The sequence below is a fragment of the Saccharopolyspora soli genome, from assembly GCF_022678645.1.
In the GTDB taxonomy this organism is placed as follows: domain Bacteria; phylum Actinomycetota; class Actinomycetes; order Mycobacteriales; family Pseudonocardiaceae; genus Saccharopolyspora; species Saccharopolyspora soli.
This window is the reverse complement of record NZ_JALBWV010000094.1, coordinates 1-26,814: the sequence shown is the minus strand read 5'-3', so window position 1 is coordinate 26,814 and position 26,814 is coordinate 1. Positions and strand designations below refer to the sequence as shown.

General features: G+C 67.5%; 29 protein-coding genes. 17 read left to right on the top strand and 12 right to left on the bottom strand.

All coding sequences use genetic code 11. From position 1 onward, the window contains the following. Together MOQ72_RS40275 and MOQ72_RS40270 are read left to right on the top strand one after the other, a co-directional pair. Positions 1–272, top strand: a 272-nt coding sequence (locus MOQ72_RS40275; protein ID WP_242191240.1) for a hypothetical protein, incomplete at its 5' end; no start/stop codon positions are given. A 69-nt stretch (positions 273–341) separates the two neighbouring features. After that, entirely contained in the window at positions 342–1,262 is a 921-nt protein-coding gene (locus tag MOQ72_RS40270; RefSeq protein WP_242191239.1) for a LysR substrate-binding domain-containing protein, read from the top strand. 17 nt (positions 1,263–1,279) lie between these two features. Here MOQ72_RS40270 and MOQ72_RS40265 read toward each other — a convergent pair whose 3' ends face one another. Beyond that, positions 1,280–2,521: a flavin-containing monooxygenase gene (locus MOQ72_RS40265; RefSeq protein ID WP_242191238.1), complete on the bottom strand. Its 1,242-nt coding sequence runs from the start codon at positions 2,519–2,521 to the stop codon at positions 1,280–1,282. A gap of 237 nt (positions 2,522–2,758) precedes the next feature. On the opposite strand from MOQ72_RS40265, the gene MOQ72_RS40260 reads away from it, so the two are divergent. From MOQ72_RS40260 to MOQ72_RS40240, 5 genes are all read left to right on the top strand, one after another. Further along, a complete protein-coding gene (locus tag MOQ72_RS40260) occupies positions 2,759–3,181 on the top strand; it encodes a RidA family protein (protein WP_242191237.1) in 423 nt (140 codons plus the stop codon). Between the two features lie 70 nt (positions 3,182–3,251). Next, complete coding sequence (locus tag MOQ72_RS40255; RefSeq protein WP_242191236.1) at positions 3,252–3,920, top strand: DUF1028 domain-containing protein; 669 nt, start codon at positions 3,252–3,254, stop codon at positions 3,918–3,920. After that, a complete protein-coding gene (locus tag MOQ72_RS40250) occupies positions 3,917–5,056 on the top strand; it encodes a M20 family metallopeptidase (RefSeq protein WP_242191235.1) in 1,140 nt (379 codons plus the stop codon). The genes MOQ72_RS40255 and MOQ72_RS40250 overlap by 4 nt, the downstream gene beginning before the upstream one ends. A gap of 23 nt (positions 5,057–5,079) precedes the next feature. After that, positions 5,080–6,486 (top strand): aspartate ammonia-lyase, encoded by a 1,407-nt coding sequence (locus MOQ72_RS40245; RefSeq protein ID WP_242191234.1) that lies wholly within the window; start codon positions 5,080–5,082, stop codon positions 6,484–6,486. A gap of 185 nt (positions 6,487–6,671) precedes the next feature. After that, positions 6,672–8,024: an MFS transporter gene (locus tag MOQ72_RS40240; protein ID WP_242191233.1), complete on the top strand. Its 1,353-nt coding sequence runs from the start codon at positions 6,672–6,674 to the stop codon at positions 8,022–8,024. Between the two features lie 218 nt (positions 8,025–8,242). Here the strand turns inward: MOQ72_RS40240 and MOQ72_RS40235 are convergent, their stop codons facing one another. Then, positions 8,243–8,458, bottom strand: a complete 216-nt coding sequence (locus MOQ72_RS40235; RefSeq protein ID WP_242191232.1) for a hypothetical protein — start codon at positions 8,456–8,458, stop codon at positions 8,243–8,245. 384 nt (positions 8,459–8,842) lie between these two features. On the opposite strand from MOQ72_RS40235, the gene MOQ72_RS40230 reads away from it, so the two are divergent. Beyond that, complete coding sequence (locus tag MOQ72_RS40230; protein ID WP_242191231.1) at positions 8,843–9,046, top strand: cold-shock protein; 204 nt, start codon at positions 8,843–8,845, stop codon at positions 9,044–9,046. A 339-nt stretch (positions 9,047–9,385) separates the two neighbouring features. Here MOQ72_RS40230 and MOQ72_RS40225 read toward each other — a convergent pair whose 3' ends face one another. Continuing rightward, positions 9,386–10,012, bottom strand: coding sequence for a TetR/AcrR family transcriptional regulator (locus MOQ72_RS40225; RefSeq protein WP_277955393.1), 627 nt, complete (start codon positions 10,010–10,012; stop codon positions 9,386–9,388). A gap of 263 nt (positions 10,013–10,275) precedes the next feature. On the opposite strand from MOQ72_RS40225, the gene MOQ72_RS40220 reads away from it, so the two are divergent. The 4 genes from MOQ72_RS40220 (at position 10,276) to MOQ72_RS40205 (ending at position 14,293) form a co-directional block, all read left to right on the top strand. Continuing rightward, the gene (locus MOQ72_RS40220; RefSeq protein WP_242191229.1) at positions 10,276–11,337 is read left to right on the top strand and encodes a Gfo/Idh/MocA family protein; all 1,062 of its coding nucleotides are present in this window, start codon (positions 10,276–10,278) and stop codon (positions 11,335–11,337) included. Further along, complete coding sequence (locus MOQ72_RS40215; protein WP_242191228.1) at positions 11,328–12,122, top strand: hypothetical protein; 795 nt, start codon at positions 11,328–11,330, stop codon at positions 12,120–12,122. Before MOQ72_RS40220 ends, MOQ72_RS40215 begins: the two co-directional genes overlap by 10 nt. A gap of 92 nt (positions 12,123–12,214) precedes the next feature. Then, the gene (locus MOQ72_RS40210) at positions 12,215–13,492 is read left to right on the top strand and encodes an MFS transporter (protein WP_242191227.1); all 1,278 of its coding nucleotides are present in this window, start codon (positions 12,215–12,217) and stop codon (positions 13,490–13,492) included. Positions 13,493–13,606: 114 nt separating this feature from the next. Then, positions 13,607–14,293, top strand: a complete 687-nt coding sequence (locus MOQ72_RS40205) for an endonuclease/exonuclease/phosphatase family protein (RefSeq protein ID WP_242191226.1) — start codon at positions 13,607–13,609, stop codon at positions 14,291–14,293. A 102-nt stretch (positions 14,294–14,395) separates the two neighbouring features. Here MOQ72_RS40205 and MOQ72_RS40200 read toward each other — a convergent pair whose 3' ends face one another. Then, complete coding sequence (locus MOQ72_RS40200) at positions 14,396–15,469, bottom strand: hypothetical protein (protein ID WP_242191225.1); 1,074 nt, start codon at positions 15,467–15,469, stop codon at positions 14,396–14,398. 87 nt (positions 15,470–15,556) lie between these two features. On the opposite strand from MOQ72_RS40200, the gene MOQ72_RS40195 reads away from it, so the two are divergent. Continuing rightward, positions 15,557–16,378 carry an SAM-dependent methyltransferase gene (locus MOQ72_RS40195; protein ID WP_372495640.1) on the top strand — a complete coding sequence of 274 codons (822 nt, stop codon included), beginning with the start codon at positions 15,557–15,559 and terminating at the stop codon, positions 16,376–16,378. 88 nt (positions 16,379–16,466) lie between these two features. Continuing rightward, complete coding sequence (locus MOQ72_RS40190; RefSeq protein WP_242191224.1) at positions 16,467–17,006, top strand: DUF488 domain-containing protein; 540 nt, start codon at positions 16,467–16,469, stop codon at positions 17,004–17,006. A 173-nt stretch (positions 17,007–17,179) separates the two neighbouring features. On the opposite strand, the gene MOQ72_RS40185 is transcribed toward MOQ72_RS40190, so the two are convergent. The 4 genes from MOQ72_RS40185 to MOQ72_RS40175 form a co-directional block, all read right to left on the bottom strand. Next, on the bottom strand, positions 17,180–18,199 hold the full coding sequence (locus MOQ72_RS40185) for an LLM class flavin-dependent oxidoreductase (RefSeq protein ID WP_242191223.1): 1,020 nt from the start codon (positions 18,197–18,199) through the stop codon (positions 17,180–17,182). Between the two features lie 90 nt (positions 18,200–18,289). Beyond that, complete coding sequence (locus tag MOQ72_RS40180; RefSeq protein ID WP_242191222.1) at positions 18,290–18,613, bottom strand: hypothetical protein; 324 nt, start codon at positions 18,611–18,613, stop codon at positions 18,290–18,292. Between the two features lie 263 nt (positions 18,614–18,876). Next, positions 18,877–18,999, bottom strand: a complete 123-nt coding sequence (locus MOQ72_RS44985) for a hypothetical protein (RefSeq protein ID WP_277955391.1) — start codon at positions 18,997–18,999, stop codon at positions 18,877–18,879. Positions 19,000–19,038: 39 nt separating this feature from the next. Next, positions 19,039–19,203, bottom strand: coding sequence for a hypothetical protein (locus MOQ72_RS40175; RefSeq protein ID WP_242191221.1), 165 nt, complete (start codon positions 19,201–19,203; stop codon positions 19,039–19,041). 347 nt (positions 19,204–19,550) lie between these two features. Here MOQ72_RS40175 and MOQ72_RS40170 point away from each other — a divergent pair, with 347 nt between their 5' ends. The 3 genes from MOQ72_RS40170 to MOQ72_RS44980 all read left to right on the top strand — a co-directional run bounded on the left by MOQ72_RS40170 (position 19,551) and on the right by MOQ72_RS44980 (position 22,776). Further along, positions 19,551–21,776 carry a xanthine dehydrogenase family protein molybdopterin-binding subunit gene (locus MOQ72_RS40170; protein WP_242191220.1) on the top strand — a complete coding sequence of 742 codons (2,226 nt, stop codon included), beginning with the start codon at positions 19,551–19,553 and terminating at the stop codon, positions 21,774–21,776. A gap of 18 nt (positions 21,777–21,794) precedes the next feature. Beyond that, a complete protein-coding gene (locus MOQ72_RS40165) occupies positions 21,795–22,250 on the top strand; it encodes a (2Fe-2S)-binding protein (protein WP_242191219.1) in 456 nt (151 codons plus the stop codon). A gap of 400 nt (positions 22,251–22,650) precedes the next feature. After that, positions 22,651–22,776, top strand: a complete 126-nt coding sequence (locus tag MOQ72_RS44980; RefSeq protein WP_277955390.1) for a hypothetical protein — start codon at positions 22,651–22,653, stop codon at positions 22,774–22,776. A 220-nt stretch (positions 22,777–22,996) separates the two neighbouring features. Here MOQ72_RS44980 and MOQ72_RS40160 read toward each other — a convergent pair whose 3' ends face one another. The 4 genes from MOQ72_RS40160 to MOQ72_RS40145 form a co-directional block, all read right to left on the bottom strand. Further along, entirely contained in the window at positions 22,997–23,749 is a 753-nt protein-coding gene (locus MOQ72_RS40160; RefSeq protein ID WP_242191218.1) for a TIGR03619 family F420-dependent LLM class oxidoreductase, read from the bottom strand. A 516-nt stretch (positions 23,750–24,265) separates the two neighbouring features. Further along, complete coding sequence (locus MOQ72_RS40155) at positions 24,266–24,868, bottom strand: TetR/AcrR family transcriptional regulator (RefSeq protein WP_242191217.1); 603 nt, start codon at positions 24,866–24,868, stop codon at positions 24,266–24,268. Positions 24,869–24,900: 32 nt separating this feature from the next. Next, on the bottom strand, positions 24,901–25,095 hold the full coding sequence (locus MOQ72_RS40150; RefSeq protein WP_242191216.1) for a ferredoxin: 195 nt from the start codon (positions 25,093–25,095) through the stop codon (positions 24,901–24,903). A gap of 17 nt (positions 25,096–25,112) precedes the next feature. After that, entirely contained in the window at positions 25,113–26,315 is a 1,203-nt protein-coding gene (locus tag MOQ72_RS40145; RefSeq protein ID WP_242191215.1) for a cytochrome P450, read from the bottom strand. Positions 26,316–26,814: the final 499 nt, after the last annotated feature.

Below are 26,814 nucleotides of genomic sequence, written 5' to 3'. Positions count from 1 at the left end.
TTCCCGACGTGACCAGCAGTGGCTTGCCCGATCCAGTGAGTGCTTCACACAACGCCTCGACGGCTCGCCGGTCGGTCCACGCGATGCGCTGTCTTGCCGGGCGCGATGAACTCCAGGCACACCGCATGGTGCTTCAGCAGTTGCCGGATGTCCTTGCGCAGCTTGGTGAACGCAGCCGACGCGGGTCCTTCCGACGGCGACAGATCCGATTCTTGTGCGACCGCAAGGCGATGACGCTCGTGGACGGACAGGTGGTGCATCGGGATATCTGAACACCGCACGCGGGACGGCTCGTCACACCGGACATAGCAGTGAAATCCCGCGCGAGGCAGAATATCGCGGTGAGCGAGCCTTCCTTCACCCTCGTACAGCTGCGGTACTTCGAGGCGGCGGCCAGGCACCTGAGCATGACCGCCGCCTCTCGCGAGCTGATGGTGTCGCAGTCGGCCGTCTCCACCGCGATCGCCCAGCTCGAACGCGAGCTGGGCGTACAACTCCTGCTGCGCCACCACGCCCGCGGACTGAGCCTGACCACCGCGGGCCAGGCGTTCTACCAGCGTGTCCTGGACTTCCTCGCGCACGGCGCCGAACTCGTCGAAGCGGCGCGCCAGGCGGGCACCGAGCTCGTGGGTCAATTGACGGTCGGCTGCTTCTCCACCCTCGCGCCGTTCCGGCTGCCCGGCCTGCTCGCCGAGTTCGAGCGACGGCACCCGCAGGTGCACGTCTCCGTCCTGGAGGGTGAACACTCCGCACTCAAGGCCGCCCTGCGCGCCGGGGAATGCGAGGTGTCGCTGCTCTACGGCTACGACCTCGACGCCGACATCGACCGCGTGGTCGTGGACACCGCACCCCCGTACGTGCTCGTCGGCCCGGACCACCCGCTGGCCAAGAGCAAAAAGGGCAAGGTGTCGCTGGCCCAGCTGGCCGGCGAACCGATGGTGCTGCTCGATCTGCCCAACAGCCGCGAGTACCTGCAGTCGGTGCTGCTCGACGCTGGCGTCGAGCCCGTAATCCGCCACCGCACCACCGGGTACGAGACCGTGCGCGCGCTCGTCGCGCACGGCCACGGGTTCGCGCTGCTCAACCAGCGCCCGCCGGTCGAGATGACCTACGCCGGGGCGCCCGCTGTTCCACTGAAATTGACCGACGAGGTCGAACCGCTCGAGATCGTGGTGGCCTGGATGCGGGGAGTGCGCCTCACCCGGCGGTCGCAGGAGTTCGTGAAGCTGTGCCGGAGCCTCTACGCGCACCCACCCCGCTGAATCGCACGGGGCCGAGCTCAATGCCGCAGATAGCTGAGCTGGGTCGTGATGTGGTCGGCGACGAACTTCGCGTCGTGCCACACGCCCCAGATGAAGCTGGAGCCGCGCCGTGCCAGCCAGGGCAGTCCCAGGAAGTAGACACCGGGCTCGGTGGACACGCCGCGCCGGTGCTGTGGCCTGCCCTTCTCGTCGAACGCGTCGACCTGCAGCCAGCTGTAGTCGACAGCGAAGCCGGTCGCCCACACGATCGAATTGATCTCGGCGGCAGCGAGGTCGAGTTCGAGGACGGGGTCGGTCACACAGGCCGGATCGGGCCCCAGCGTGCGCGCACCCGGTTCCTCGGGGAGATCCAAGCCGTTGCGCGCGACGTAGGCGTCGGCTTCGTCGAGCAGCGACAGGTAGTTCGCGTCGCCGTTGGCGATGTTGGTCCCGAGATCCGGCGCGAAGCGGATGGTGCCGTTGTCGAACGAGTCGGTCAAGCCGACGAGGTTGACGCCGAGAGCGGCGAGGGCACGGAAATCCACGGTGTGACCGCCGCGTGCTCCGCTGACCGCGATGGTGACGTGTTCCGCTCCCCGCGGCGGAGTCTCGACGTCCCACTTGCCGAGGACTCCGAGCCACCAGCAGAAGTCGCGACCGCGATACCTGCGGGGAGGCCGGTCGTGGGGGCCGACGGAGAGGTGGACGGGCCGCCCCGACCGGTGCAGCTCTTCAGCGATCTGCACACCCGACGATCCAGCCCCGACTACGAGCACGGCACCCTCGGGCAACTGCTCCGGGTTCCGATAGGAACTGGAATGGATCTGCAGGGGCCCGGCGTCGTCCGGAACGATCGGCGGTACCACCGGCCGCTGGAACGGCCCGGTCGCGGCGACCACGAAACGCGCGTCGATGGTTCCATCCGAAGTGTCCGCGCGGAAGCCTGGCCGTCCGGCGTTCCTCCGGACGGACGTCACCTCGACACCGGTGCGGATCGGCGCGGCGATCTTCTCCGCGTATGCCTCGAAGTAGTCCGCGATCTGTTCCTTCGAAGCGAAGGCATCCGGGGCGAGGCCGCCGAACTCCAGCCCCGGAAAACGATCGTGCCAGGCAGGCCCGTTCGCGACGAGCGAGTCCCAGCGCTGCGAACGCCAGCGCTCGGCGATCCGGTGCCGTTCCAGGACGAGATGCGGCACGCCGCAGTCGCTCAGATGCTCACTCATCGCCAGACCGGCTTGACCCCCGCCTACGACGAGGACCTCGACCTCTTGGCTCGACATGCCAGACCTCCACTTCGGAACAACGGGTAAACCTGGGTACGCCTCACCGAATACTCGTTGGCGGCAATGTCGGTGTCCAACAGATGTTGTTGGCCTTCAAGTTCTGATTTATCGATCCAAGGGCATCTGAATATTCGATCCATTACAGCTAAAACATCTGTTGGACAGAACATCAGCTCGGCGTCACCCTGATTCGGTGACAGCTTCGCCCGCGGTCAGGAAAGAGGACGACGACCGATGACCGTCCACAAGCGGATCCGCCCGTTCAACACGCGCGACACCTATCCGGAACAAAACCTCGACAACGACCTGTGCCAGGCGGTCGTCGCCAACGGCACCGTCTACGTGCGCGGGCAGATCGGGCAGAACCTCGACACCAGCGAGTCCGTCGGGATCGGGGACGCCGAGGCGCAGGCCGAGCAGGCGATGGCCAACATCAAAATGCTCCTGGAGGAAGCCGGGAGCCGGATGGAACACCTGGTCAAGCTGACCATCTATCTGATCGACCCGCGTTATCGCGAAGCCGTGTACCGCACCGTCGGACGCTGGACCCGCGGTGTGCACCCGATCTCCACGGGGCTGGTGGTGTCCGCACTGGCCCGCCCGGAATGGTTGTGCGAAATCGACGCGATCGCGGTGATCCCGGAGGAGGAACGATGATCGACAATGGTGGGCTTGGTCATCGGTTCCGACCGGGTGCGGGTGTCCCGCAAGACACCGAGGAGGAACGGTGACCTTTTCCCTCGTAGCCCGCGACGGCGAACGCTTCGGCATCGTAGCCAGCTCATCCAGCCCCGCCGTCGTGGCCCGCGTCGCACACCTGCGCCCGGGTGTCGGGGCAGCCGCCTCGCAGAACGTCACCGATCCGCGGCTGGGGACCAAGTTGCTGGACCGCCTCGCCGAGCACGGCGACGCGGAAAAGGCACTGTCCGAAGTGGCCGGTGCGGCGGAGAACATCGCGTACCGGCAGCTGACCTTGCTCGGCCGGACCGGTCCCGGTTTCGCTTACAGCGGCGAGAACACGCTCGGTACGCACGCGACGGCCACCGCCGACGACGCGGTCGCGGCGGGGAACTTGCTCTCCGGCGAGCACATTCCCGAGGTGCTGCTCGACGCGTTCTCCTCCGCGACCGGTGAACTGGAGCAGCGTCTGGTCGCCGCGTTGCAGGCCGCCGTCGCCGCGGGTGGCGAAGAGGGCCCGGTGCATTCGGCGGGCCTGGTCGTGGTGGCCGACGTGGCCTGGCGGGTCACGGACCTGCGCGTGGACTGGGACGACGACCCGGTCGACCGGCTGGCCGAGGTGCTCGACGTCTGGCTCCCCCAGCGCGACGACTACGTCCGGCGTGGTCTCAACCCGGCCGAGGCCCCGTCCTACGGCGTCCCCGGGGATCTGCAATGACGCTGAAGGACGCCGCACGCGAGCGGATCGACCGGCACGCCGACCAGCTGATCCGGCTGTCCGAGCGGTTGCACGCCGATCCTGAGACGGCGTGGGAGGAGCACCGGGCCGCCGCATCGGTACCCGAGTTGCTCGACCGCGCAGGATTCGAGGTGACGTCGAAATACCTCGGGCTGGAGACGGCTTTCCTGGCGCGGTTCGGCAGCGGCCCCACCCGGATAGCGGTGTGCGCCGAGTACGATGCCCTCCCGGGGCTGGGGCACGCCTGCGGGCACAACCTCATCGCGGCGAGCTCCATCGGCGCCGCACTAGGGCTGGCCGCCGTGGCCGACGACGCCGGGGTGACCGTCGAGGTGTACGGCACGCCAGCCGAAGAAGGCGGCGGCGGCAAGATCGAGATGCTCGACCGCGGCGCGTTCACCGATGTGGATCTGGCGATGATGGTGCACCCGGCGCCGGTGGACGTCGCCGAGGCACGGCCGTTCGCGGTGAGCCACTCGAAGATCTCGTACCAGGGCAAGTCCGCGCACGCCGCTGCTTACCCGGAGGCGGGGATCAATGCGGCCGACGCGTTCACCGTCGCGCAGGTGGCGATCGGCTTGCTGCGCCAGCAACTCCCGTCGTCGGCCCGCGTGCACGGTGTCGTGACGCACGCGGGCGACGCGCCGAACGCGATCCCGGAGAACGCCAGCGGCCGTTGGTACGTCCGGGCCGAGACGCTGGCGGAACTGGCCGAGCTCGAACCCCGCGTGATGCGGGCGTTCGAGGCGGGCGCGCTGGCGACCGGCTGCGAGCTGACGGTGGAGCCGGAGAGCAAGCCATACGCGGAATTCCGCGCGGACGAGACAGCGCTGGCCGCCTACCGGACCAACGCCGTGGAGCTCGGCCGCGAGTTCGCCCCGCCCGGCACCGCGGCGCGGATGAACCGCGCCTCGACCGACATGGGCAACGTGTCCCAGGTCGTGCCCGCGATCCACCCGTACATCGGGATCGGCTCGCTTCCCGCGACCAACCACCAGCGCGAGTTCGCCGCGTTCTGCGTGGGCGACACGGCCCAGCGCGCGCTGCTCGACGGCGCGGTCGCGCTCGCCTGGACCGGTGTGCACCGCGCAACCAGCTCAACGCTCACGTCCTGAGTCCCGATTCCTGGAGGACAACGATGTCCCAGCCGCCCCGGATCGAACACGACATGATCGGCGGGATCAGCGTTCCCGCCGATGCCTACTACGGTGCCCACACCGCGCGCGCCCTCGTCAACTTCCCGATCACGCGGGAAACCCTGGCCGACCGGCCGCACCTGGTCGTCTCGCTCGCCGCGGTGAAACAGGCGGCGGCCGCGGCCAACGCCGAGGTCGGCGCGCTCGACCGGACCAGGGCCGAGGCCATCGCGGCCGCCTGCGCCGAAATCCGCTCCGGCGCGCTGCGCGAGCAGTTCGTCGTCGACCTGGTCCAGGGCGGCGCGGGCACGTCGACGAACATGAACGCCAACGAGGTGATCGCGAACCGCGCTCTCGAACTGCTCGGTCACCGGCGTGGCGAGTACTCCTTCCTGCACCCGCTCGACCACGTCAACCTCGGCCAGAGCACCAACGACGTCTACCCCACGGCGGTGAAGCTCGCCCTCGACCGCCACCTCACCGAACTGCTCGCCGTGCTCGGAGGTTTGCGGGAAGCCTTTTCCGCCAAGGCTTCCGAGTTCGCCGACGTGCTCAAGATGGGCCGCACGCAACTGCAGGACGCCGTGCCGATGACGCTGGGCCAGGAGTTCGGCGCCTTCGCCGCCACGCTAGCCGAGGACGAGCAGCGCCTCGCCGAAGCACGTCTGCTGTTGCACGAGCTGAACCTCGGCGGCACGGCGATCGGTACCGGCCTCAACGCGCGCCCTGGCTACCGCGAACTCACCGTAGGGCAGCTGCGCTCGCTCACCGGGATCCCCACGCTCGCGTCCTCGCCGGACCTCATCGAGGCCACCCAAGACGTGGGTGTGTTCGTGCAGCTTTCCGGTGTTCTCAAACGGACCGCGGTCAAGCTGTCGAAGATCTGCAACGACCTGCGGCTGCTGTCCTCGGGCCCGCAGGCCGGGTTCAGCGAGATCATCCTGCCAGCGCGGCAGGCGGGTTCGTCGATCATGCCGGGCAAGGTCAACCCGGTGATCCCCGAGGCGGTCAACCAGATCGCGTTCGAGATCATCGGCAACGACGTCACCGTCACGCTCGCCGCCGAAGGCGGGCAGCTCCAGCTCAACGCCTTCGAACCGATCATCGCCCGCGTGCTGACGGGCGGGCTCGACCATCTCACCGCCGGTATCCGTGTGCTCACCGAGCTTTGCGTGCATGGGATCACGGCCAACCGCGAGCACCTCGCGGCGGTGGTGACCGCCTCCAACGTGCTGGTGACCGCGCTCGGCCCGGCGCTGGGGTACGAGACCGCGTGCACCATCGCGTTGGAAGCGCACCACAGCGGCCGTCCCGCACTGGACCTGGTGCGCGAGCGGCGGCTGCTCTCGGAGGAACAGCTGCACGCGCTGACGACTCCCGAGGCACTGACCGGCAGACGGACCGCCTGACTGTCTACACACGACAGTCAGGCGGCTTGTGAATTCCCTGTTTCAGCGCTGTCATTCCCACATGTCGTCCCAGCCCAGCACCTTTGCATCCATTGTTTCGATGCATTGCTTCATTTGTTTCTCGTTGTTCGATGCCACCGCCCGCTTCTAGCGTCGTCGGCGAGAACCGGCCCCGAGGAGGCACCTTGACCACACACGATTCCCCTCCCGTCGAGGAAACGACCCGCACCGATCCAGCGACGCTGCGGCGCAGCGTCGCGGCGGGCGCGGTCGGCGTCTTCGTGCACTGGTTCGACTGGGCGGCATACGCCTATCTCGCCAGTACCATCGCCGCGGTATTCTTTCCTGCGGAGAACAGCACCGCTGGCCTGCTCGCCGTGTTCGGCGTCTTCGCGGTTTCGTTCGGCATCCGGCCAATCGGAGCATTGGTGTTCGGTCCGCTCGGCGACCGGATCGGCCGCAAGCGCACCCTGTCAATCGTCATCTTCGTGATGTCGGGCGCCACCCTGGTGATCGGCCTGCTCCCGGACTACTCGACGATCGGTATCGCGGCGCCGCTGCTGCTGGTGTTCCTGCGCTTGTTGCAGGGTTTCGCGGCAGGCGGTGAGTTCGGCAGCGCGGCGAGCTTCCTCGCCGAGTACGCGCCGCGCCGCCGCCGCGGGTTCGGCGTCAGCTGGCTGGAAGTCGGTTCACTGCTCGGCTTCCTGGCCGGGTCGTTCGTGTTCCTGCTGCTGTCGGTCGGGCTGTCGGAGGCGCAGCTTTCCTCGTGGGGCTGGCGGATCCCGTTCCTCATCGCCGCCCCGCTGGGCGTCATCGGATACGTCATCCGCACCAAGATCGAGGACACCCCGGAGTACCGGGCGCTCGAGGCCACCGACAACGTGCCGCGCAGCCCCGTCAAGGAATTGTTCCGCCACAACAAGAAGCAGCTGCTCCAGGCGGCTGGCCTGATGACGATGATGCACGTGCCGTTCTACGCGGTGCTCACCTACCTCGTCACCTACGAAACCGACTACCTCGGTCACTCCTCCGGTGCCGCCGCGGCGCTGTCCACCGTGATCTCGTTGGTGGGCCTGATCTTGGTGCCCGCCTTCGGCCACCTATCCGACCGCGTCGGCCGGAAACCGGTCTTCGTCGGCGCAGGCGTCGCCCTGCTCGTCCTGGCCACGCCAGCGTTCCTGCTGATGCGCACGGGCCTCGCCGGGACCTGGATCGCCGCGCTCGTCCTCGGCGTCATCCTCGCGGCCGTTCTGGGCACCTACGCCGTGTGGTCAGCGGAGATCTTCCCGACCCGCACCCGACAGGGCGGCTTGTCCATCGCGTACAACCTCATCGCGGCGTTGTTCGCGGGCACCGTGCCCTACCTGATGACCGTGCTCATCTCCGCGACCGGCAGCACGCTCGTTCCCGGCCCGTACCTCATGATCGCGGCTGTCGTCGGCCTGGTGGCGGCGTTCTCCCTCCACGAGACCGTCGGCACTCCCCTGCTGACCACGGATGACGTCAGCCCCGAATCGGCCAACGGTTCCCATGGCTGACCAGAAAGACGCGCAGCAAAGGAGCCGTCCGAGCAGGCTTCCCGACCAGCTAGATCATTGCGTTCCGCACCTCAAGCTGGTCCACGAGGATGCCACTTCAGAAGCAGGCACCGGAGCCCCTTCTTCCGGGCACCCCCATCTCCTCAAGGCATCTCGGGGACAAGAACCGTTCAGGGTAACTGGAAACGTCGACAACGGCCTCACCTTCGGCTAGCCGTTCAGGTGCCCGTACCTCGGCCGCGCCGTTTGCCGTCGGCGGCCGTCAGCCCCAGCATCGCCAGCAGTTCCTTGCACTCTTGGGCGTCGACGGCATGATCAGCGACGGTGCGTGCAGCTCTGCCGTTCTGGAGCGCTTCCTGAATCTGCCCACTGGCGCGCGCCTCGGCGAACCGTCCCTGCTCGTTTGTTGCACCGGCGTGTCGTACCAAGGTCATGCGACCCCTCCTCCGTCCCGCCTGCCGCGTACGACTAAGGGCGAGACATCACGATCGGGATCCATGCGACATGCATCGCTGACCAGCGACCATGCGGCGCAGACCGCCCGCAAGGAACAGGCACCCGCGGAGCGATGTCATCATCGCAGACCGCCGACCGCCTCCACCATGCGCGTCCACTCTGGCATTCGTGATCGTCGGCACACACAGAGCTGTGGTAAAGTCACAAACGGTCATTAGGTTTCTGGGTACGTGTCACGCATGTTCGCAGGATCTCATGCGGGCGTGCTGTCGCCTTCGGTGCAACTGGAGGAACCGCCGTCTGAAGGCCCGGATCGCCACCCGATGTGGCTGTCCGTCATCCAGTTTTCGAAGGAGACATAAATGGCACAGGGAAACGTGAAGTGGTTCAACGCGGAGAAGGGCTTTGGCTTCATCGCCCCGAACGACGGTGGCGCGGACGTTTTCGTCCACTTCTCGGCGATCGACTCCAGCGGGTTCCGCAGCCTCGATGAGAACCAGGCGGTGGACTACGAGGTCACCCAGGGCCCGAAGGGCCCGCAGGCCACCAATGTGCGCCCACTCTGAGCTGAGCTCATCCGTTCTTTGATGGTTCGACCGATCTGAGCACCGGCTGAAGCCTGGTGCGCAACACGGCTCCTCTTCCAGACCAGGAAGGGGAGCCGTGTTGCGCTGCGAGCGATCGCGCACGTGGTTGTCTGTCCATTGAGGACGAGGAGCTTGACGGCCGAGTCAGCCCGGAAACGTCGCCGACATCTGAACCGTCGATGAGAAAGCACCACATTGGCCGCAGGGTCGCGAACGAGAAAGACCCTCGTGGTCTGCCGACCATGCCACAACGCCATCCACACCACTCCTGCCGCTCGTCGTGCGGCGACCTCAGGTGGCGACTGCGTCGGCGAGGAGTCAGCCGTCGTACGATCCGTTCTTCCACCGTTCGAGCGTGCGGGTCAGGTACTTGTCGAACAGGCCGACCAGATCGACGCCGGGATCGAGCAACCACTGGATCTCCAGTCCGTCCATCACGGAGCACAGCAGCCGGATCTCCGTCTCGGACTGAGCCTGGGTGAGAGGCGGAACCTCCCCCACTTCGGCCGCAGTGAGCAGACGCTCGGTCAGGTTGTGCACCACGGTTTCATAGCGCCGCGTGATGAACGGACGAGCGGGATGCGCCGGATGTGAAGCCTCGCCGGTGAAGCGGGTGAAGAGTTCGAGCAACCCCCGGTGTTCGGTGTGATAGCGCATCAGCTCACGGAGTCGCTCGAACGCCGCGATGCCGCCCTGTCCGTCCCTGGTGATCGCCATGGTTTCGGTTGCCCACCATTGCAGCACCGCGGCGAGCAGCTCTTCCTTGGTCTCGAAGTGCCGGAGCAGCGCCGTCGGCGTGACGCCGACCTCCGCGGCGATCCCCCGCATGGACGCGCCGCTGTAGCCGTGCTCGGCAAACGCCTTGGCCGCGGCGCTGACGATCTGCTCGCGCCGCTTGATCCCGGTCCGATACGGACCCCGGCCGCTGGTGCCCGGCTGTCCCATCACCCAACTTGCCTCTCGCGCTGGCTGGCGAACTAACCCTTGCGTCAAAAGCTATCACCTGTGTACTTTTGGCGAACAGTTAACACACGATCACTTTTCATCCGAGCATCGGCGCACCGTCCTCATCGAAGGCCGTCGGCGGCGGACTACCCCGGCTGGTTCGTCCTCGAGGTCGACGTTCCAGACCAGGGCATCGATGCCCGGTCCAGCGCGGCGCTCTGCCGGGACTGGGCGGACGAACACCTGACGGGACGGGTGCAGCGATGAGCGACAGCGTTGGCGTCGGGTTCCTCGGTGCCGGGCCCGTGACCCAAGCGATCCACCTACCGCACCTGGCGGGCCTTTCCGACCGGCTCCACGTCGCACACGTGATGGACATCGACGCCGCAGCCGCGGCCGAGGTCGCCTGGCGGGCAGGCGAAGAGACCCGCCACAGCACCTCGGCCGGAGCCCTGCTGGACGATGACGACGTCGAGATCGTCGCGATCTGCAGCCCCCACCCATTCCACGCGCAGCAGGCGGAGGCAGCGATCCGCGCAGGCAAGAAAGCCGTGCTCGTGGAGAAACCGTTCGCCACGACCGTCGAGGACGCCGAACGCGTCGCCACGCTGTCCCAGGCCACCGGTGTGCCGGTGATCGTCGGTGCGATGCACACCTACGATCCCGCCTACCTCGCGGCAGCCGCACGGTGGGGCGAGCTCCCCGCCGAGGCCCGGCACGTCCGCTCGGTGATCCAGCTTCCCCCGAACTCCCGCTTCGAAGCACTGGCGACACAGCTGCACGGCACACCATCCGGGCCGCCACGGCGTGACCTCGCCGATCCCACAGCGCGCGCCGCCGCGATCCGCGGCTCCGTGCTCGGCCTCGCGATCCACGACCTTCCCCTCGTCCGCCGGTTCCTTCCCGGCATCGACAGGGTCGGCAGCGCGGAGCTGCTGGTGCCGTTCGGCTACCGCATCACCTTGCACGGGCCCGACGGGCGCACCGCCGAGCTGATCGGGCACATGGGCACCGACTGGCGTCCGGAGTGGACGTTCGAGGTGTGGAGCGCCTCCACCGCGTTGGACATCGACTTCACGCCCTCCTACGTCCGCGCGGGCTCGGCCGAGGCATGCCTGCGCACGCCTGGCGAACGCGTGCGCTTCGGGCCGCATCCACACAACGGCTACGAGGCCGAGTGGATCCACCTCGCCGACCTCGCCCGCGGCTCCGCCCGCCCTCTGCACACACCCGGTGACCTGGTGGCCGACCTGGCCTACGCCATCGACGTGGCCGACCGCGCGGCCGCGATCGTCAGCACGCAAGGAGCCGCACCATGCCCCTGACCGTCCACCTCGACGACGAACTCGACGCTCCCGGCACCCGCGCGGAGCTCGCGAGCCTGCCGCACTGGCTGCGAGCAGGCGGCAGCACCGCTGCCGTTCGCGCCGTCTCCGGAAACCGTCCGAACTGGACTGAGCGCGTCCACGCCGCGCTCACTAGGGAAACGCGCGCGATCCTGCTGAGCGACGTGACGCCGGTGGACCCCGCCTCGGTGCGCGAACTGGCGGCCACGGCCGAGGCTGCGGGCGTTCCGGTCGTGGTCGCCAGCCCCTGGGCACTGAATCCGGCCACCCTCGACGCGGCGGAGCAGTTGCGCGCGGCAGCACCGTCCTCGGCGCTCGTCGAGGCCTTCACCGCCCACGACGTGGCGCCAGCCAAGGCCCTACTCGCTCAGCTGGCGCTGCTGCGCACCACGGTCGGCGACGTGACCAGTCTGCGGCTGACCAGGAACGACCAGCACGGTCACCTCGGCTCCGCCCGGCTCGCCGACGTTCCGGTCCACCTCAGCGGCGTCCGATCCACCGCAGGACCCGACACCCGTCTGATCCTGCGCGGCCGGGGCGAACAGTGGCGCGTGCACTTCGGCGATCCCGCACTCGCCCGTCCCGCCACCGTCATCAGGATCGACGAAAACGGGGAACACCTGCTCCCCACCGTGTACGAAACCGCGCACCGCGCGGCTTGGCGGCACACCCACGCCGCGACCGAGGGCGTCACCCCTCCCTACACCCTGCACCAGCTCGCGGACGACCTGTCCCTGCTGCCCGCCGGAGCACTCCCCCGCTAAGCCACTCGCGCACCCACCCAAGGCGGCGCAGGCCTGACGGCCGGTGCGCGGCCATCACCACCGACGTTGATGCAAGCGACCTTGGAGCGTCCGTGACCACATCCTCCTCGAACCCGGCCACCTCCCCTGCCGGGACCGACCAGCCCACGACAACGGTCGGCTGGCGGTTCATCGCCGCCTACGTCCTCGGGCAGCTCGGGCTGTGGACGGCACTGTTGACCCCCGTCACCGTGTCGATCTCGCTGAAGGTCAGCAAGATCGCTCCCGACACCAAGGCCGCCGCCCTGAGTCTCGTGCTCAGCGCGGGGGCCGTGGTGTCCATGCTGAGCACCCCCATCTGGGGCAACCTCTCCGACCGCACCACCAGTCGCTTCGGCCGCCGCCGACCGTGGCTGGCCGGCGGCGTGCTGACCGGCACGGCCGGGCTCGTCGTGATCGCGACGGCGACGAACGTGCCCACCACCGCAATCGGTTGGTGCGTGGCGCAGGCCGGTTTCAACGCCGCACAGGCCGCGCTCAACGCGGTCCTGCCGGACCAGGTCCCCGAGGAACAACGCGGACGCGTCTCCGGATTCGTCGGGTTCACCTCGAAGGTCGGCACGCTCGTCGGCACCGGTATCACCGCGCTCGTCGGAGGCAGCCTCGGCCTGATGCTCCTGGCGCCCGCAGCGTTCGGTGTCGTCGCGATCGTGGTCCTGATCGCGGTGCTGCCCGACCAGCCGACCGACCGCGGCGCCCTCGCCCCGTTCCGGCCCGGCGACCTCCTGCGCAGCCTGTGGGTCAATCCCTTCGCGCACCGCGACTTCGGCTGGGCGTGGCTCGGACGGTTCCTGCTCTTCCTCGGTTACTCGTTCTTCCTCACCTTCCAGGCCTATGTGATCACCGACCACCTCGGCTACACCGACGCCCAAGCCCCCGACCTGATCTTCTTCGCCACCCTCACCGTCACCGCCGCCGGTTTTCTGACGGCCGTCGTCGGCGGGCGCCTCTCCGACCGGCTGCAACGCCGGAAGATCTTCGTCCTCGCCGCCTCCGTGGTCATGGGCGCCGGGTTGCTGATCATCGGCCTGTCCGACGGCTACGGGGCGTTCCTGGTCGGCGTCACCGTCGTCGGGCTCGGCATGGGAACCTTCCTGGCCGTGGATCTGGCGCTGGTCGCCAGGGTGCTGCCCAATCCCGACAACGCGGCCAAGGACATGGGGGTCTTTCAGATCGCCAACACCCTGCCCCAGTCCATCGCCCCGCTCATTGCGCCGTTGTTCCTCACCATCGGCGCAGGCAGCGATAACTACCCGGCCACCTTCCTCGCTGGCGCCGTCTTCGCCGTGCTGGGCGCCCTGGCGACCCTGCCCATCCGCCGAGTGCCCTGACCCAGGCCGGTCCGAAGGGCTCCGCGAGCTGATCTTGTCGGTGCCCGGGGATTCGGCGGATATTTCCCGAATTCGCGGGTTCCGCCCTGGATTCCAGCGCCTACCATCGTTTTTGTGCAGAGCAAGGTGGATCCCGAAGAGGTGCAGAAGCTCGCCGACGAGGTGCGGCGCGCGTACACCTCCGTTGAGGCGGGGCGGCACGGCTTCGAAGTGTTGCCGCAGTCGAAGCCCGACGCGTTCGGCAACTCTGCGTCGGGTCCGGCCTGCGCGCAGGCCCACCACGCGGCGCGGACCGCGATGTGGACCCTGCTAAAGGCATTCAGCGTCACCGTGGATTCGGATGTCGAGCGGCTGACATCGGCGCTGAAGGTGTACCGGCAGACGGACGCCGAGGCAGCCGACCAGCTCCTGGAGGCCACCCGAGGCAGGCTCGACGTGCTCAGCACGCACCTGAGCAAGGGCGACGACGAAAAGCAGCGGCAGGCGCAGGTCGAGCAGATCAACCGGCTGGGGCAGATCACCAACGATCATCAGAACACGGTCATCGCAGGCGATCTCAACTCATCTCAGGGCGGCGTGGGCCCGCACGGTGACGCGTATCGCAACCTCGGCAGACAGGGCTACGACACCGACGCTGGCTTCATCCACGACGGCAAAGGCGGCACCTCATCGACCGGCGCGCGCATCGACCACGTCATGCCTCGCGGCGTGGGAACCTCCGAGGCCACGCGGTGGAGTACCGCGGATCACGAATCCGACCACGACGGAATCGTGACCGACATCAAAATGCCGAACTGGTAGCCCGGACAGGCAACGCCGCCCCGCATCTCGACCGGCGACGCTGGATCTTCACGGTCGCCTCAGCGGGCTCCTGGTGCGGGATCGGGCCCTCTGCGCGACTTCTCACTGCACGTAGATCGGCACCTCGGTCGCCGCGCGGGGCTCGTCGCCCTTGTCGCCGAGGTCGTGCTTGAACGCCTGGCCTGCGGTCACGCCGTCGCCGGTGCGCACCGCGACGGCGTTGCCCATGTCGCCATCCGCAGGCTGGAATTGGACTTTCCAGTGGCCGCCGGGATCCCGCTTGTTGAGCTCCTCTTGCAGCTTTTCCGGCGTGCCTTCGCGCACTTCCTGCATCGTCGCGACATTGATCTTGTTGTCGAGCATCCGCTGCGCCAGCGGGCCGATGTCGCCATCCTCGGTCCCGTCATCGATGATCGGCCAGGCGCCGTCGCCGCCCTGCTGGATATTGAGGTTGAGCATCCGCAGCTGTCGTCCCGACCAGTGGCCCTGCCACACCTGAAAGTCCTGCACCGCCGACTTGAAGACTTCGGCCTCCTCGTTGAGCTGTTCGTCGACCCTGGCGCGAATCTCATTGGCAGCCTTGAGCGCGTCGTTGACGAGTTTCTGCTGCTTTCCGTCCAGCCCCTGGATGAGATAGGGAGGGTTGAGACCCGGAATCCCGCTGAGCTTGGCACGTTCGGTGGTTAGCTGATTCTGGCCCGATTCCAGGATTTCGTTGCACGCGCCCAGGGCCGCAGCGATCTTGTCGGCGAGTTTGGCGCAGTCGTCGAGGTCGGCGACGAGCTTCTTCCGGTGCTCGTTGTACCGATCGGCCGTTTCGCCAGCCCAGGAGTCGTCGGTGAGGGCGCGATTGGCCGCGTCGCTGATGGTGTCCGCAGCCCACGACAGTTTCTCGGCCTGCTGCTTCCACGCTTTCCAGTAGGCGTAGATCGCCTGCAGGTCGGCTTGGAGGTTGAAGACATCTTCCACCATAAGGAAAGTGTAGCCAGCTCTGGGCGGTGATGAGCTCTTTGAACCGTTTTGCACGGTATTGGACCCCTTGGCACCGCCAGCATCGCCGAAGCCGAGCGTCTCGCCGGTGGCCTCCCGCTGGCCGACCAGCTCACCGATCCGGGATACGCGTCGCCACCAAGTGATCCGCAGCGTGGGCGGGACGCCGATCGGAGGTGGCCGCACACAAGCGCCAGCCCCGGATCGTTACAACGGACCAGTCCACGACGACGATACTGACGAGCACCCACCGGAACCAGAGGGAGAGCCACCGTGTCGTTCTTGGACCCTGTGCCTGACTTGCCAGCGACCGTGGACACCAGCCAGCCGAGCGCGGCCCGCGCCTACGACTACTTTCTCGGCGGCTCGCACAACTTCACCGCCGACCGCGAGTTCGCCGACCAAGTGCTGGCCATCGCGCCGAGCATCCCGGCGGTAACCCGGCTGAACCGGTCGTTTTTGCGCCGCGCCGTGCTTTACTCGCTCGACCAGGGCATCCGCCAGTTCCTCGATCTCGGCTCCGGCATCCCCACGGTGGGCAACACACACCAGGTCTCCGAACACGCCGGTGTCCCGGCCCGCGTGGTCTACGTCGACAAGGAACCGGTGGCCTACCACCACGCCCAGCTCGTGCTGGCCGGGTCGGAGACGACGACGATCATCCAGGCCGACATGCGCCAGGCGTCCGCGGTGCTCAACCACCCGGACACTCGCCGACTGCTCGACTTCAGCCAGCCGGTCGGGCTGCTCGTCGTCGGCGTGCTGCTGTACCTGGAGGACCCGCAACCAGCCGAGCTGATCCGCGCCTACCGGCAACGCCTTGCAACCGGCTCGCTGGTCGCCATGTCCACACTGACCGCTGAACACGCCTCGCCGACGCTGCGTGCCGAGATGGACCTGCTGCGCGGCGCCTACGAAGCCGCTGGCGAACCCGTGTACCCGCGGGACCACGCCGAGATCCTGTCTTGGTTCGACGGCCTCGACCTGGTCGACCCGGGCCTGGTCACGCTGCCCGAGTGGCACACCGACGACCCGAACGAACTGGATGACGTGGCCAGGCCGCTCGGCTACGGCGCGGTCGCGCGAGTGCCCTGACGCGAGATATGCGGCGTTGGCCTTGCCGACAACCCCATCTGCCCTGGAGTCCAATCAGGATCTCCCTGCGGGGTGCGATACTCCGAACGTGCAGCTGCTCACGTTCGGGCACGGCGCCGCTGATGCGGCAGCGATCGTGCGCCTGCTGCACGGCGCCGACGTGCATCGGCTCGTGGACGTGCGCACGGCACCGGGCAGTCGGCACAATCCCGACACGGCGCGGGACGCCATGGCGCAGTGGTTGCCCGAGGCCAGCATCGGGTACCGCTGGGACAAACGACTCGGTGGCTGGCGCAAGCCGCGGCCCGACTCACTCGACACGGCGCTGCACAACCGCTCCTTCAGCGGATACGCCGGGCACATGCGTTCGGCGCAGTTCATCTCCGCGATCGACGAACTGCTCGCCGAGGCGGCGGACCAGCGAACCGCGGTGATGTGCGCCGAATCCGCATGGTGGCGATGCCACCGGCGGATGATCGCGGATTTCCTCGTGCTGGCACGGGAAACCGACGTCCGACACCTCATGCACGACGGGACGCTGCAGCAACACCGCCCGAGTCCCGAAGCGAGACTGCTGCCCGAGGCGAGGGTTCTGGTCTACGACGCCGGTCAGACCCCACTGTTGTAACACGTACGTCGCCTGGGGCATGCCTGCTGCAGGCGGATGATCTCGCTCGACCTGCGACTCCACCGATCACCCGCGGAGGGGCAGGTGCCGTTCTGTTGTTTTCGACATGTGGTGGCCGATCCGCACGGGAGACGCGTCGGTGGTCGGCGTACCGCGGTTGCGCGGGCTCGCGGTCAGAGGGTCGCGCGCCAGCCGAGCTCCGGGCCGAGCTTGGTGGCGATGTCGGTGAGGATCTGGACGTAGTCGGCGTGGTCGAAGGTGAACGGCAGGGCGAACGCGACCTCGGTGACCTCCCGGAACGCCGGATGGGCGTGCAGCTGTTCGGCGATCTGGACGGAGGTGCCGAGCAGATCGGGTGCGAACATCACCCGCTCGGGCCCCTGCGGGGTCGTGGTGCGCGGCGTTCGCCGTTGCACGTACGCCTCGTACTTCGCGCGCTGCTCGCGGGTTGCGCCGTCAGTGGGGATGACGACCAACCCCTGCGAGACCCGCGCACGGTCACCGTCCGGATGGTGCGCCCGGAAGGTCCGGATGTGGGACAACTGGATCTCGCCGAAGTCCTCGGATTCCTCGGCCTTGACGACGCTGCTGGTCAGCAGGTTCATGCCGTGCTCGCCAGCCCATCGGGCTGAGCGCAGGCTGCCACCGCCGTACCACAGGCGACGCCCCAGGCCCGGTGAGTGCGGCTGGACCCGGTCGGAGAACACCTCGAAACCCTCGGTGCCGCTGAAGTCCGTGACCGGCTCGCCACGCACGAAACTCAGCAGGCGTCGCACGCGTTCGTAGCCGAAGTCCTCGGCGTCGGCGGCATCGGGGTAGAGCGCCTTCTTGACCTTGTCGTAATACCTCGGCGGACCGACACTCACACCGGGATTGAGTCGTCCGCCGGACAGGACGTCGACGGTGGCCAGGTCTTCTGCCAGCCGCAGCGGATTCTCCCAGCCCAGCGGGATCACCGCGGTGCCCAGCTCGATGCGATCGGTGCGTTGCGAGGCCGCCGCGAGCACCGCGACCGGAGAAGATATGCCGTACTGCAGGTGGCGATGCCGCACCCAAGCGCTGTCGAAGCCCAGCTGCTCCCCCAGCTCGATGATCTCCAGCGTCGACTCGTGTCCGCGGCGGGGATCAGATTCGTCGAACAGACCGATAGTCAGAAACCCCAGCTTCCGCAACGGTTCCGACGCCAACTGCACACTGACCTCCGAGGTTTTCGAAAACTGCTTACATACTCCAGCGGTCCTGGCGATCTGTCAGCCACCCGCCCACGGTTTCCCAGCCCTTGGTCACCACGAGCGGTTAGCCCAGCGGTGCAGGAACCGCCCCACCGCCACGGAAACGACAAACGCGGCGACCGACATCGGCTGGCAGACCAGCCCGGCCTCGACCGGCGTCAGGCCCAACACCGATTGCAGCCAGATCGAGGTGTAGGTGAACGACACGAACGCTGAGAAGCTCAGTGCCGCCCCCGCGACCAGCACACCGCTGAACGTCGGGTGGCGCAGCAGAGCCAGGTCGAGCAGCGGGTTCGCCGCACGGCGCTCGATCGCGCCGAACACGCAGCGGCGGGAGTCCGCGCAGGTCCCGCGGCGGGTGTCGGATATCGACAATTCGGCCGCCGGTCACCTCGTGAGCTGGTCGGCATTCCCGAGCCTCAAGTCGGAGAAAGGTTCACGACCGCTGGCGGGCACGAGCTGGGGCGGATCGACTCGGCCGACCCGGAGAAACAGCTGACGGGCACCATCATGGGCGCTTTCATGTCCTACGTCCTCGCGCCTGGAGATCACGGCACGACGCGCCTGCTGCTCAAGGTCGTCATGCGAACCAACCGCTGGGCAGCCCCCGACCTGTCCGTCGGACCCGATTCCGCTGGTCAGCGGTGTGTGGCCGACGCGGTCCGCAGGTAGTCGAGGCAGAGGTCCAGTGCTGACTCCAGGTGGTCCGCGGAGCCGGTCGACATCGGGATCGTCACGCCGCCCTGGATCGCGGCGATCAAGGCGGCCGCCGTGCGTGCCGAGTCGCGGTCGGGGCTGATCTAGTCGTTGTCCCGCATCTGTTCGATGCCGTGTTGAACCTGGCGTTGCCCTCCCGGATCGTCCACGCCGTCGAAGAACGCTTGCAGCCTGCGCTCTTTCTCGGTGTCGGCCTCGATGCAGGCACCTGCGGCGTCGATCATCCGCTGCGACAGCGGTCTGCACATCGACCATCAAACTGTCGATGCCCACGGCCCTCGAACGGCGGTATGTTCGCGCGCCTCGGTTTGCGCTTGAAACGCACAGTGACGCTCCGCAATTTCAAGGGGGTCCTGCTCGTACCCGTTGAGCCGCTGACACCCCGTCTGCAACCAGGTTTCTTGAAGGAACGATCCGTAACGAGATTGCATCGTTTCCCGTCGAGCGCCTCCGTAGCGACTTTTGTCCTGCTAAAGCTTTGCCCTTTCCCCAAAGGGTGTTCGGGGTCGCTGGTATTCGTGCGCTCTCGTTCCCGTATCTTGCGTGAATTTTCACAGTTGGAGTGGCCTGCGGTAGCACTGAGAGGAGTCGTTGGATGGATGTCCCCACCACGTCGCCGAATGACGGCCAGCCGCCCGGCGTCGATCGGCGTGGTTTCCTTATGTCCCTGGCGGCGGTCCCGACGCTGACGATCATCGGGAAGTTCGTTGGCGAGGGTGAAACCGCGGCGGCCACGGGTGCGCCCACCCAAATTCCCACTCCTACGCTCGTCGAGACCGTCGACCTCGGTCACTTCGTAAGCCTGGAGTCCGCGCCGCACGCCCCGGCTCTGCGGTTGGGGATAACCGAGGACGGCAAGGCGTGGTTCGAGCTTCCCAAGCTCGAAATGGGGCAGGGAATAAGCACGACGATGGCGATGATCATCGCCGAGGAACTCGACGCGCGGCCGAGCGATGTTGTCATCGAGCAGTCCGATGCGCGCACCGAACTGGGCGTCATGCAATTCTGCGCGTTCTCCACCTCGGTTCGCTCCCTGTCGCGGCCGCTGTCGTCGATGGCCGCCGCCGCGCGTGCGCGCCTGGTCACCGCGGCCGCGCACCGCTGGAGCGTCCCGGCGAACCAGTTGTCCACCAAGGACAGTGCGGTGTGGGCGCCGGATGGCAAGAAGCTGACTTTCGGGGAGCTGTCCAAGGACGCGGCCAAGGTAGCAGTGGCGGTACCAGCGACGCCGAAACCGGTGGAGCAACACACGGTGGTGGGCAAGCCGACGGGTCGGGTGGACGCGCGGGACATCGTCACCGGCAAGGCCGAGTACATTTCGGACACCAAGATCCCCGGCTCGGTTGTGGCCGTAGTCGTCCGACCGCCGACGATCGGGGGCACGGTCGCGTCCTACGACGACTCGGCGGCCCGCCGGATGCCGGGTGTCGCGGCCGTGGCACAGATCCCCTCCGGCATCGCGGTGTGCGCGGAGGACACCTGGCAGGCCATGGAAGCGGCCAAGAAGGTCGAGGTCACCTGGAACCCTGGGCCGGGTGCGAACAGATCCGACGAGAACATCTTCGCTGAGTTGGCCGACAACACCGGGAGTCTGGCGGACTCGGTGAACATCGGTACCGGTGATGTGGACGCGAGTTTCCGGGTCGCTTTCCAGAGCCACGCACCGATGGAGACCGGTTCCGCCGTCGCCGACGTGCGCCCCGACCGCGCGGAGCTGTGGATCTCGTCGCAGATTCCGGTCGAAGCGAAGATACAGGTCGCGGCGGCGATCGGGCTTCCGGAATCGGCGGTGACGGTGCATGTCAGGCGGGCAGGAGGCTCGTTCGGGCGGACCTGTTACCACGACGTGCCGATCGAGGCCGCGCAGATCTCCAAGGCGACCGGCAAGGTCGTCAAGGTGTTCTGGACCCGCAACGACGACATGCGGCACGGCCGGATGGGAAGCTCCTCGTACCACCGGATCACGGCGTCGGTTCGTGACGGCAAGGTGCGCTCGTACAGCCACAAGCTCGCCAGTGCGTGGACCGACCTGTCCTGCGGGATCGGTGACGTCGTGGTCAGCGCTGCGATGAAGATCGGGGGGAAGACCGAGCCAACGCAGCGGGCGCAGGGCTTCCTCATGGTTAACCTCACCCAGATCATCCAGTACGACTACGGGCTGGCCACCATGTCCGCTGTTGACGTTCCGGTGGACATACCGAACACGGGCACGTGGCGCGGAGTGATGTCACCGAGGTTTCGGATCACCGAAGAGGTCATGGCCGACCGACTGGCCGCCCTCTTTCGCCAGGATCCGGTGGAATTCCGGTTGCAGCACCTGAAGAACGAGCGCACCAAGGCTGTGCTACAGAAGGTCGCGGCAGAGGGCAAGTGGGGCCGGGCGATGCCCAAGGGCCACGCCCAGGGCATTGGCCTCCACGAGGAACACAAATCAGTGACCGCGACCCTGGCGGAGATCGACGCCACCGACCCGAAAAACCCGCGTGTGAAAAAGGCGTTCATCGCCGTCGATGTGGGCCGGGCGATCAACCCGCGTGGTGTCGAGGCACAGATGCAGGGCGGCCTGATGGACGGCATCGCCACCGTGCTGCAGGCCGGTCTGCACATCGACAACGGTGCGGTGCGGGAAGGCAGCTTCGCCGACTACCAGTGGACCCGGCAACGGAACGCGCCGCTGGAGACGAAGGTGTTCGTCATGCCGCCTACCGGCGAACCTGGCGGCCTCGGCGACAGTTGTGGCCCCGGCTCGGCCGCCGCGGTCGCGAACGCCTACGCCCGTGCGACCGGGACCTCGCCGACTATGTTCCCGGTCAACTTCTAGCAGGGAGACCTACTACACATGCCGAAGTACGAATTCACGGTCAATGGCGAGGATGTCCAGGTCGATGCCCCGGCCGAGATGCCGTTGTTGTGGGCGTTGCGGGACAAGCTGCGCATCACCGGCCCGAAGTACGGTTGCGGTGTCGGGGTGTGCCGGGCCTGCACCTGCCTGATGGACGACGAGGAAGTGCAGACCTGCATGGTGCAGGTCAAGGACGCCGACGGCACCCAAGTCACCACCATCGAGGGCCTGGCCGACGGCGACGAGCTGCACCCGGTGCAGCAGGCGTGGATCGACATGGACGTCCCGCAATGCGGTTTCTGCCAACCCGGACAGATCATGACCGCTGTCGCGCTGCTCAACGAGAAGAGCGAGCCGACCGACGCCGACATCGACAAGATCGAGAACGTCTGCCGCTGCGGCACCTACGGCCGCATCCGCGCCGCGGTCAAACAGGCCGCGAAGAACATGTAGCACCCTGTATCGAAAAAACGCCTGCCAGGCGAAGAATTCGCCTGGCAGACAAAGTCACGACCCAAGATCGCGACGGGACTCCATGGCCGCGGTGCGCAGTCGGTTGGGATGCGGATCGCAGCCCAACTGCGGATCCCATGAACATTCCTGGGAACGGCCGTGCCAGTGTTCCCCTGTGGGGTTCCACAAGTCGGTCGATCTACTGCGACCTGCATCTTTCCGTGTCCCCGGCAGACAGGGCATGATCACCGGCCAGGTCACTACGTCTGCCGTACCTGATCTCCGTGCAGATTGCGGGCTGGCGGTGCCTGCTCGGCCGTTCGCCGGTGTCCAAGGAGGTCGAACGCCTGGTGCTGCGTCACGAGGTGGCCCCACACGCAGAAGCAACCCGAAACCCCGGATGAGCTGGCCCGACCGGGCCGTCTTCGCCACGCTGATCCAGTTTCTGCCCAAGGCGCCGTCCTCGGCGCTGATGTTCCCGCCGATGGGCAGTATCGGCATCTCCAACGGCGCGCTGCGCAACTAGGCTGACGATCAACGCGGCACTGACCGAGAAAGACGTCTACGCGGCGAACATTCCGCTGGCCACCTGGATCGGTCAGGGTGGGTCGGAAACCCAGCCCGCCGCGATCGCCGAAATCTACTGGGAGCTCTACACCCGGCTCGACGAGGCCGAGCGCCTCTACTCGACCCTCTGACCGGTGCCGCGATCCGGTCCACACCAAATCGGGGCCACATTCCGGTGATCAACCGCGGGCCTTGCTCAAGACGCCTTCAGCAAACTCCAGAGAATGATCGACGGTTTCGGCAACGTTCATCATCTGCACGAAGAAGTGGTCAACGTCGGTCTCCTCGGCCGCCCGCAGGATCGGACTCACCACATCGTCGACCGTATTGCTCGGCGTCATCGGGTAAACCCGCATGACCATGCTCAGGGCGGCGGGATCGCGGTCGGCATCGGCGGCCAGTTGCCGGATCTGTCTCATCGGCTCGTTGACCGTAGCCGGGTCGAACGGGCCCGTTTCGGGTGCGTACACCGGCAGCCAGCCATCGGCCCGCCGTGCGGCCCGCCGCATCGCCGCGGGGGCGAAGCCCGCCAGGTACAGCGGCGGGCGGGGGCGCTGGACCGGTTTGACGTCGGCGTAGGTGGCGGGCAACGTCCAGTGTCGGCCCTGGTACTCGGCGGGATTGTCCGACCACAGCCTGTCGAGCACGTCGAGGCATTCGTCCAGCCCCGCGCCCCGCTCGTTCATCGGCACGCCTGCCGCGCTGTATTCCTCCGGCGACCAGCCGACCCCGAACCCGGGCAGCAGTCGGCCACCGCTGAGGCGGTCGATCGTCGTCAACGACCGCGCGAGCACCGCGGGCGCGTACCACGGCGCGTTGAGGATGTTGGCACCGATCAGCGGCCGTTCAGTCACCGCAGCCGCCACCGACATCAACGCGAAGGGATCCAGCAGCGAGTGGAAGACCTCGGGGATCGTCTTGCCTCCCCCCATAACCGACGGTGGGATGCACCGGGGCCAGCAGCCGATCCCCCACCCAAAGACTGTCGGCCCCGAGCCGTTCAGCCTCCATGGCGAACCGAGCCACCTCGCCCGCCTCATGAGCCAACGGGCCCATCTGCGGCAACGTAAAACCGATCTTCATCTCGACCTTCCCGTGCCTCGCCGTGGCGGGGCCACTGTCGTATGGCGCTGTTTCCTACTTCGCTGTTCCCGGGATGAATCACCGGCCAACCGCCGGATCGCCTGCTCGAGCGCAGCCGCGTCCGGCGCAGGTGGCACTGCGTCGACGTCCTGCACCGCGAACGCCCGCAGCATGTATCCGACCAGGCGCCACGCCTGCGGAGCCGCCTCACCGGCCGCGGCCACCACGCCCACGTTGGCCATCAGCAGCACCACCAGGTCCTCTCGCCGACGCGGCGGCCGTGCGCGCGGCGGTGCGCGGCAGCAACTGAGAAGTCAGGCGAATCGCCAGGGCTGCGCGATCCCCGACTCAGGCGGCCACGACCTTCACTCGCCGCCGGGAGTGTGCGCCGATGGCGGCGGCAGGCGAGTCGGCGCTGGACGCAGGCCATCGAAGAGCAGCGCGAGATAACGTGTGCGGTCGACACCACCGGGATCATCGGGATGCACTGTCGCCAGCGCCATGACGACGACCGCTGCCAGGTCCCGGGCCTCCAGTTCCGGCCGCACCAGACCCGCATCGGCAGCGCGGCGCAGCAACCGCCGCATCGATTGGACGTACCGGTGGAAGGTCTCCACGTCGATCGCGTCGCTCTCGCGGGCGAGCGCGAGCACCACCTGTCTGCGGGCCAGCGCCTCGACCGTGGCCGCGACCGAGGCGACCAGATCACGCCACGGGTCCTCGGTCTCCACCGCGGCAGCGGGCTCGATCTCGGTGACCAGGACGTGCTTGAAGACCGCTCGCACAAGCAGATCGCGATTCCGGAAACGACGGTAGACCGTCGCCACGCTGACACCGGCACGCCGCGCGACCTCCTCCAGCGTTACGGCTGGCCCGACGTCCTCGAAAGCCTGGTCGGCGGCGACCACGACCCGCTCGTAGTTGCGCGCGGCATCGACCCGCAGGTCCTCCGCCCCCGTGTTCGGCATAAACGCACGCTAACAGCCCAACGGCCCTCGGCTCAGCCGTCGAGGGCACGTAGCGCACCCGACGGGCACAGCGCCACCGCCTGCCGAGCGACGTCGGCCTGACCCGGGGCGGCCTCGTCGACCAGCACCACAACGATGCCGTCATCGTCCTGATCGAAGACCTCCGGCGCGGTGAGCACGCACATCCCGGCACCCACGCAGATGTCGCGGTCAGCGGCGACCTTCATCGCAAATCCCTCCTGCTTCACCAGGTGACCGGAAGCGAATGCAGTCCGTAGACCACGTGATAGGCACGGAAGTTGGCGTCGGCATCCGGTTCGGCGAGAGCGAGGCCGGGGAAACGGCGCAGCAACGCGGGGAAGGCGACCTGCATCTCCATCCGGGCCAGCGGCGCCCCCAAACAGTGGTGCACGCCGTGGCCGAACGCCACGTGACCGGCGACCCCACGGGTGATGTCGAGCCGGTCGGGATCGTCCATCAGCGCCGGGTCGCGGTTGGCCGCGGGCAGCGCCATCACCAGCACCTCGCCCGCCGGAATGACCTGCCCGGCGATCTCCACCTCGGTCTTGGTGGTACGCGGCACCCCGGAGTGCACAATGGACAGCCACCGCAGCAGTTCCTCGACAGCTGGATTTACCACCGAAGGGTCGTCGCGCAGCATCGCCAACTGCTCGGGATGGCGCAGCAGCGCCAGCGTGCCCAGACCGAGCATGTTCGACGTCGTCTCATGCCCGGCGACCAGCAGCAGCCCTGCGATGCCGATGAGTTCGGCGGTGCTCAGGTCGTCACCGTGCTCGCGCACCAGCATGCCCAGCATGTCCTCGCCCGGATCCGCCTGCGCACCGGCGACCAGCTTCGCCATGTAGGCGCGGCTTTCCTGCTGCAGCTTCATCCGCTCGTCCATCGGCAGCGACATGTCGAGCTGGCGGGCCGTGCGGTGCTGGAACTCCGCCCGGTCCGCGTACGGCACACCGAGCAGCTCGCAGATCACCAGGGACGGCACAGGCAGGGCGAAGTTCGAAACCAGATCAGCCGGTTTGCCGGACCGTTCGAGATCGTCCAGCGCCGCATCGACGATCTCCACGATCCTCGGTTCAAGCCGGCGCATCCGGCGCACCGTGAACTCCGGCGTGAGCATCCGGCGCAGCCGGGTGTGCTCGGGCGGGTCGAACGCGATCATGTTGCCAGCCCGCATCTGCTCAAGGTCCGCCTCGCTCATGTCGGCACCACCGACCTGCGCGAACGGCCGCCGATCGGCGTTGCTGAACCGAACCGGGTCCGAAAGCACCATCCGGACGTCCTCATACCGGGTCACCAGGTGGGCAGGAACCCCGAAGGGCGTCATAACCCGCGTGACGCCCTCGGCCTCCCGCGCTCGTGTGAGCTCCACAACCGGATCGAACCCCACTCGCCGCATCTGCAACGGCACTTCCGGTGCTTCAGTCATCGCTCTCAGCCCTCCTACTCGCCATACCGCTGCCACCCACGCTACCAGCAAAGTGAGAGTCGACTAGCATTTGATGCTGGAGTCGGTACCGGGCTCGTCCACGCCACGCCGCACCCGGCGGCCGAACTCGATCAACGGGCACGATGCGAACTGGTTCAGCACAAGTGGAAAGGAATCAAGCTTGCCCACCACCGACCCGATGCCAACGTCGGCCGACCCGCCGATACACACCGAGGGCCTTACCAAGCTGTACGGCTGTTCGAAAGGGTTGAACGGCCAGCCGATCAGGCACACGCGCGGGTTGACGCCAACGGCGGCAAGGGCGAGGCGACGCCCACACGGCCGGAACGGTCGCCAGCGCCTGCAGGACCACATTCCCGGCGAAGACGCCTGGTCGCGCTGCAGCGGCGATCAGTCCGATGCATGCGCGAGGCCGGCGCCGGGACGCTGCTGGTCACCACTGGCGGCGGCTCGGTGGACCCCATCCCGATGCTGGGCA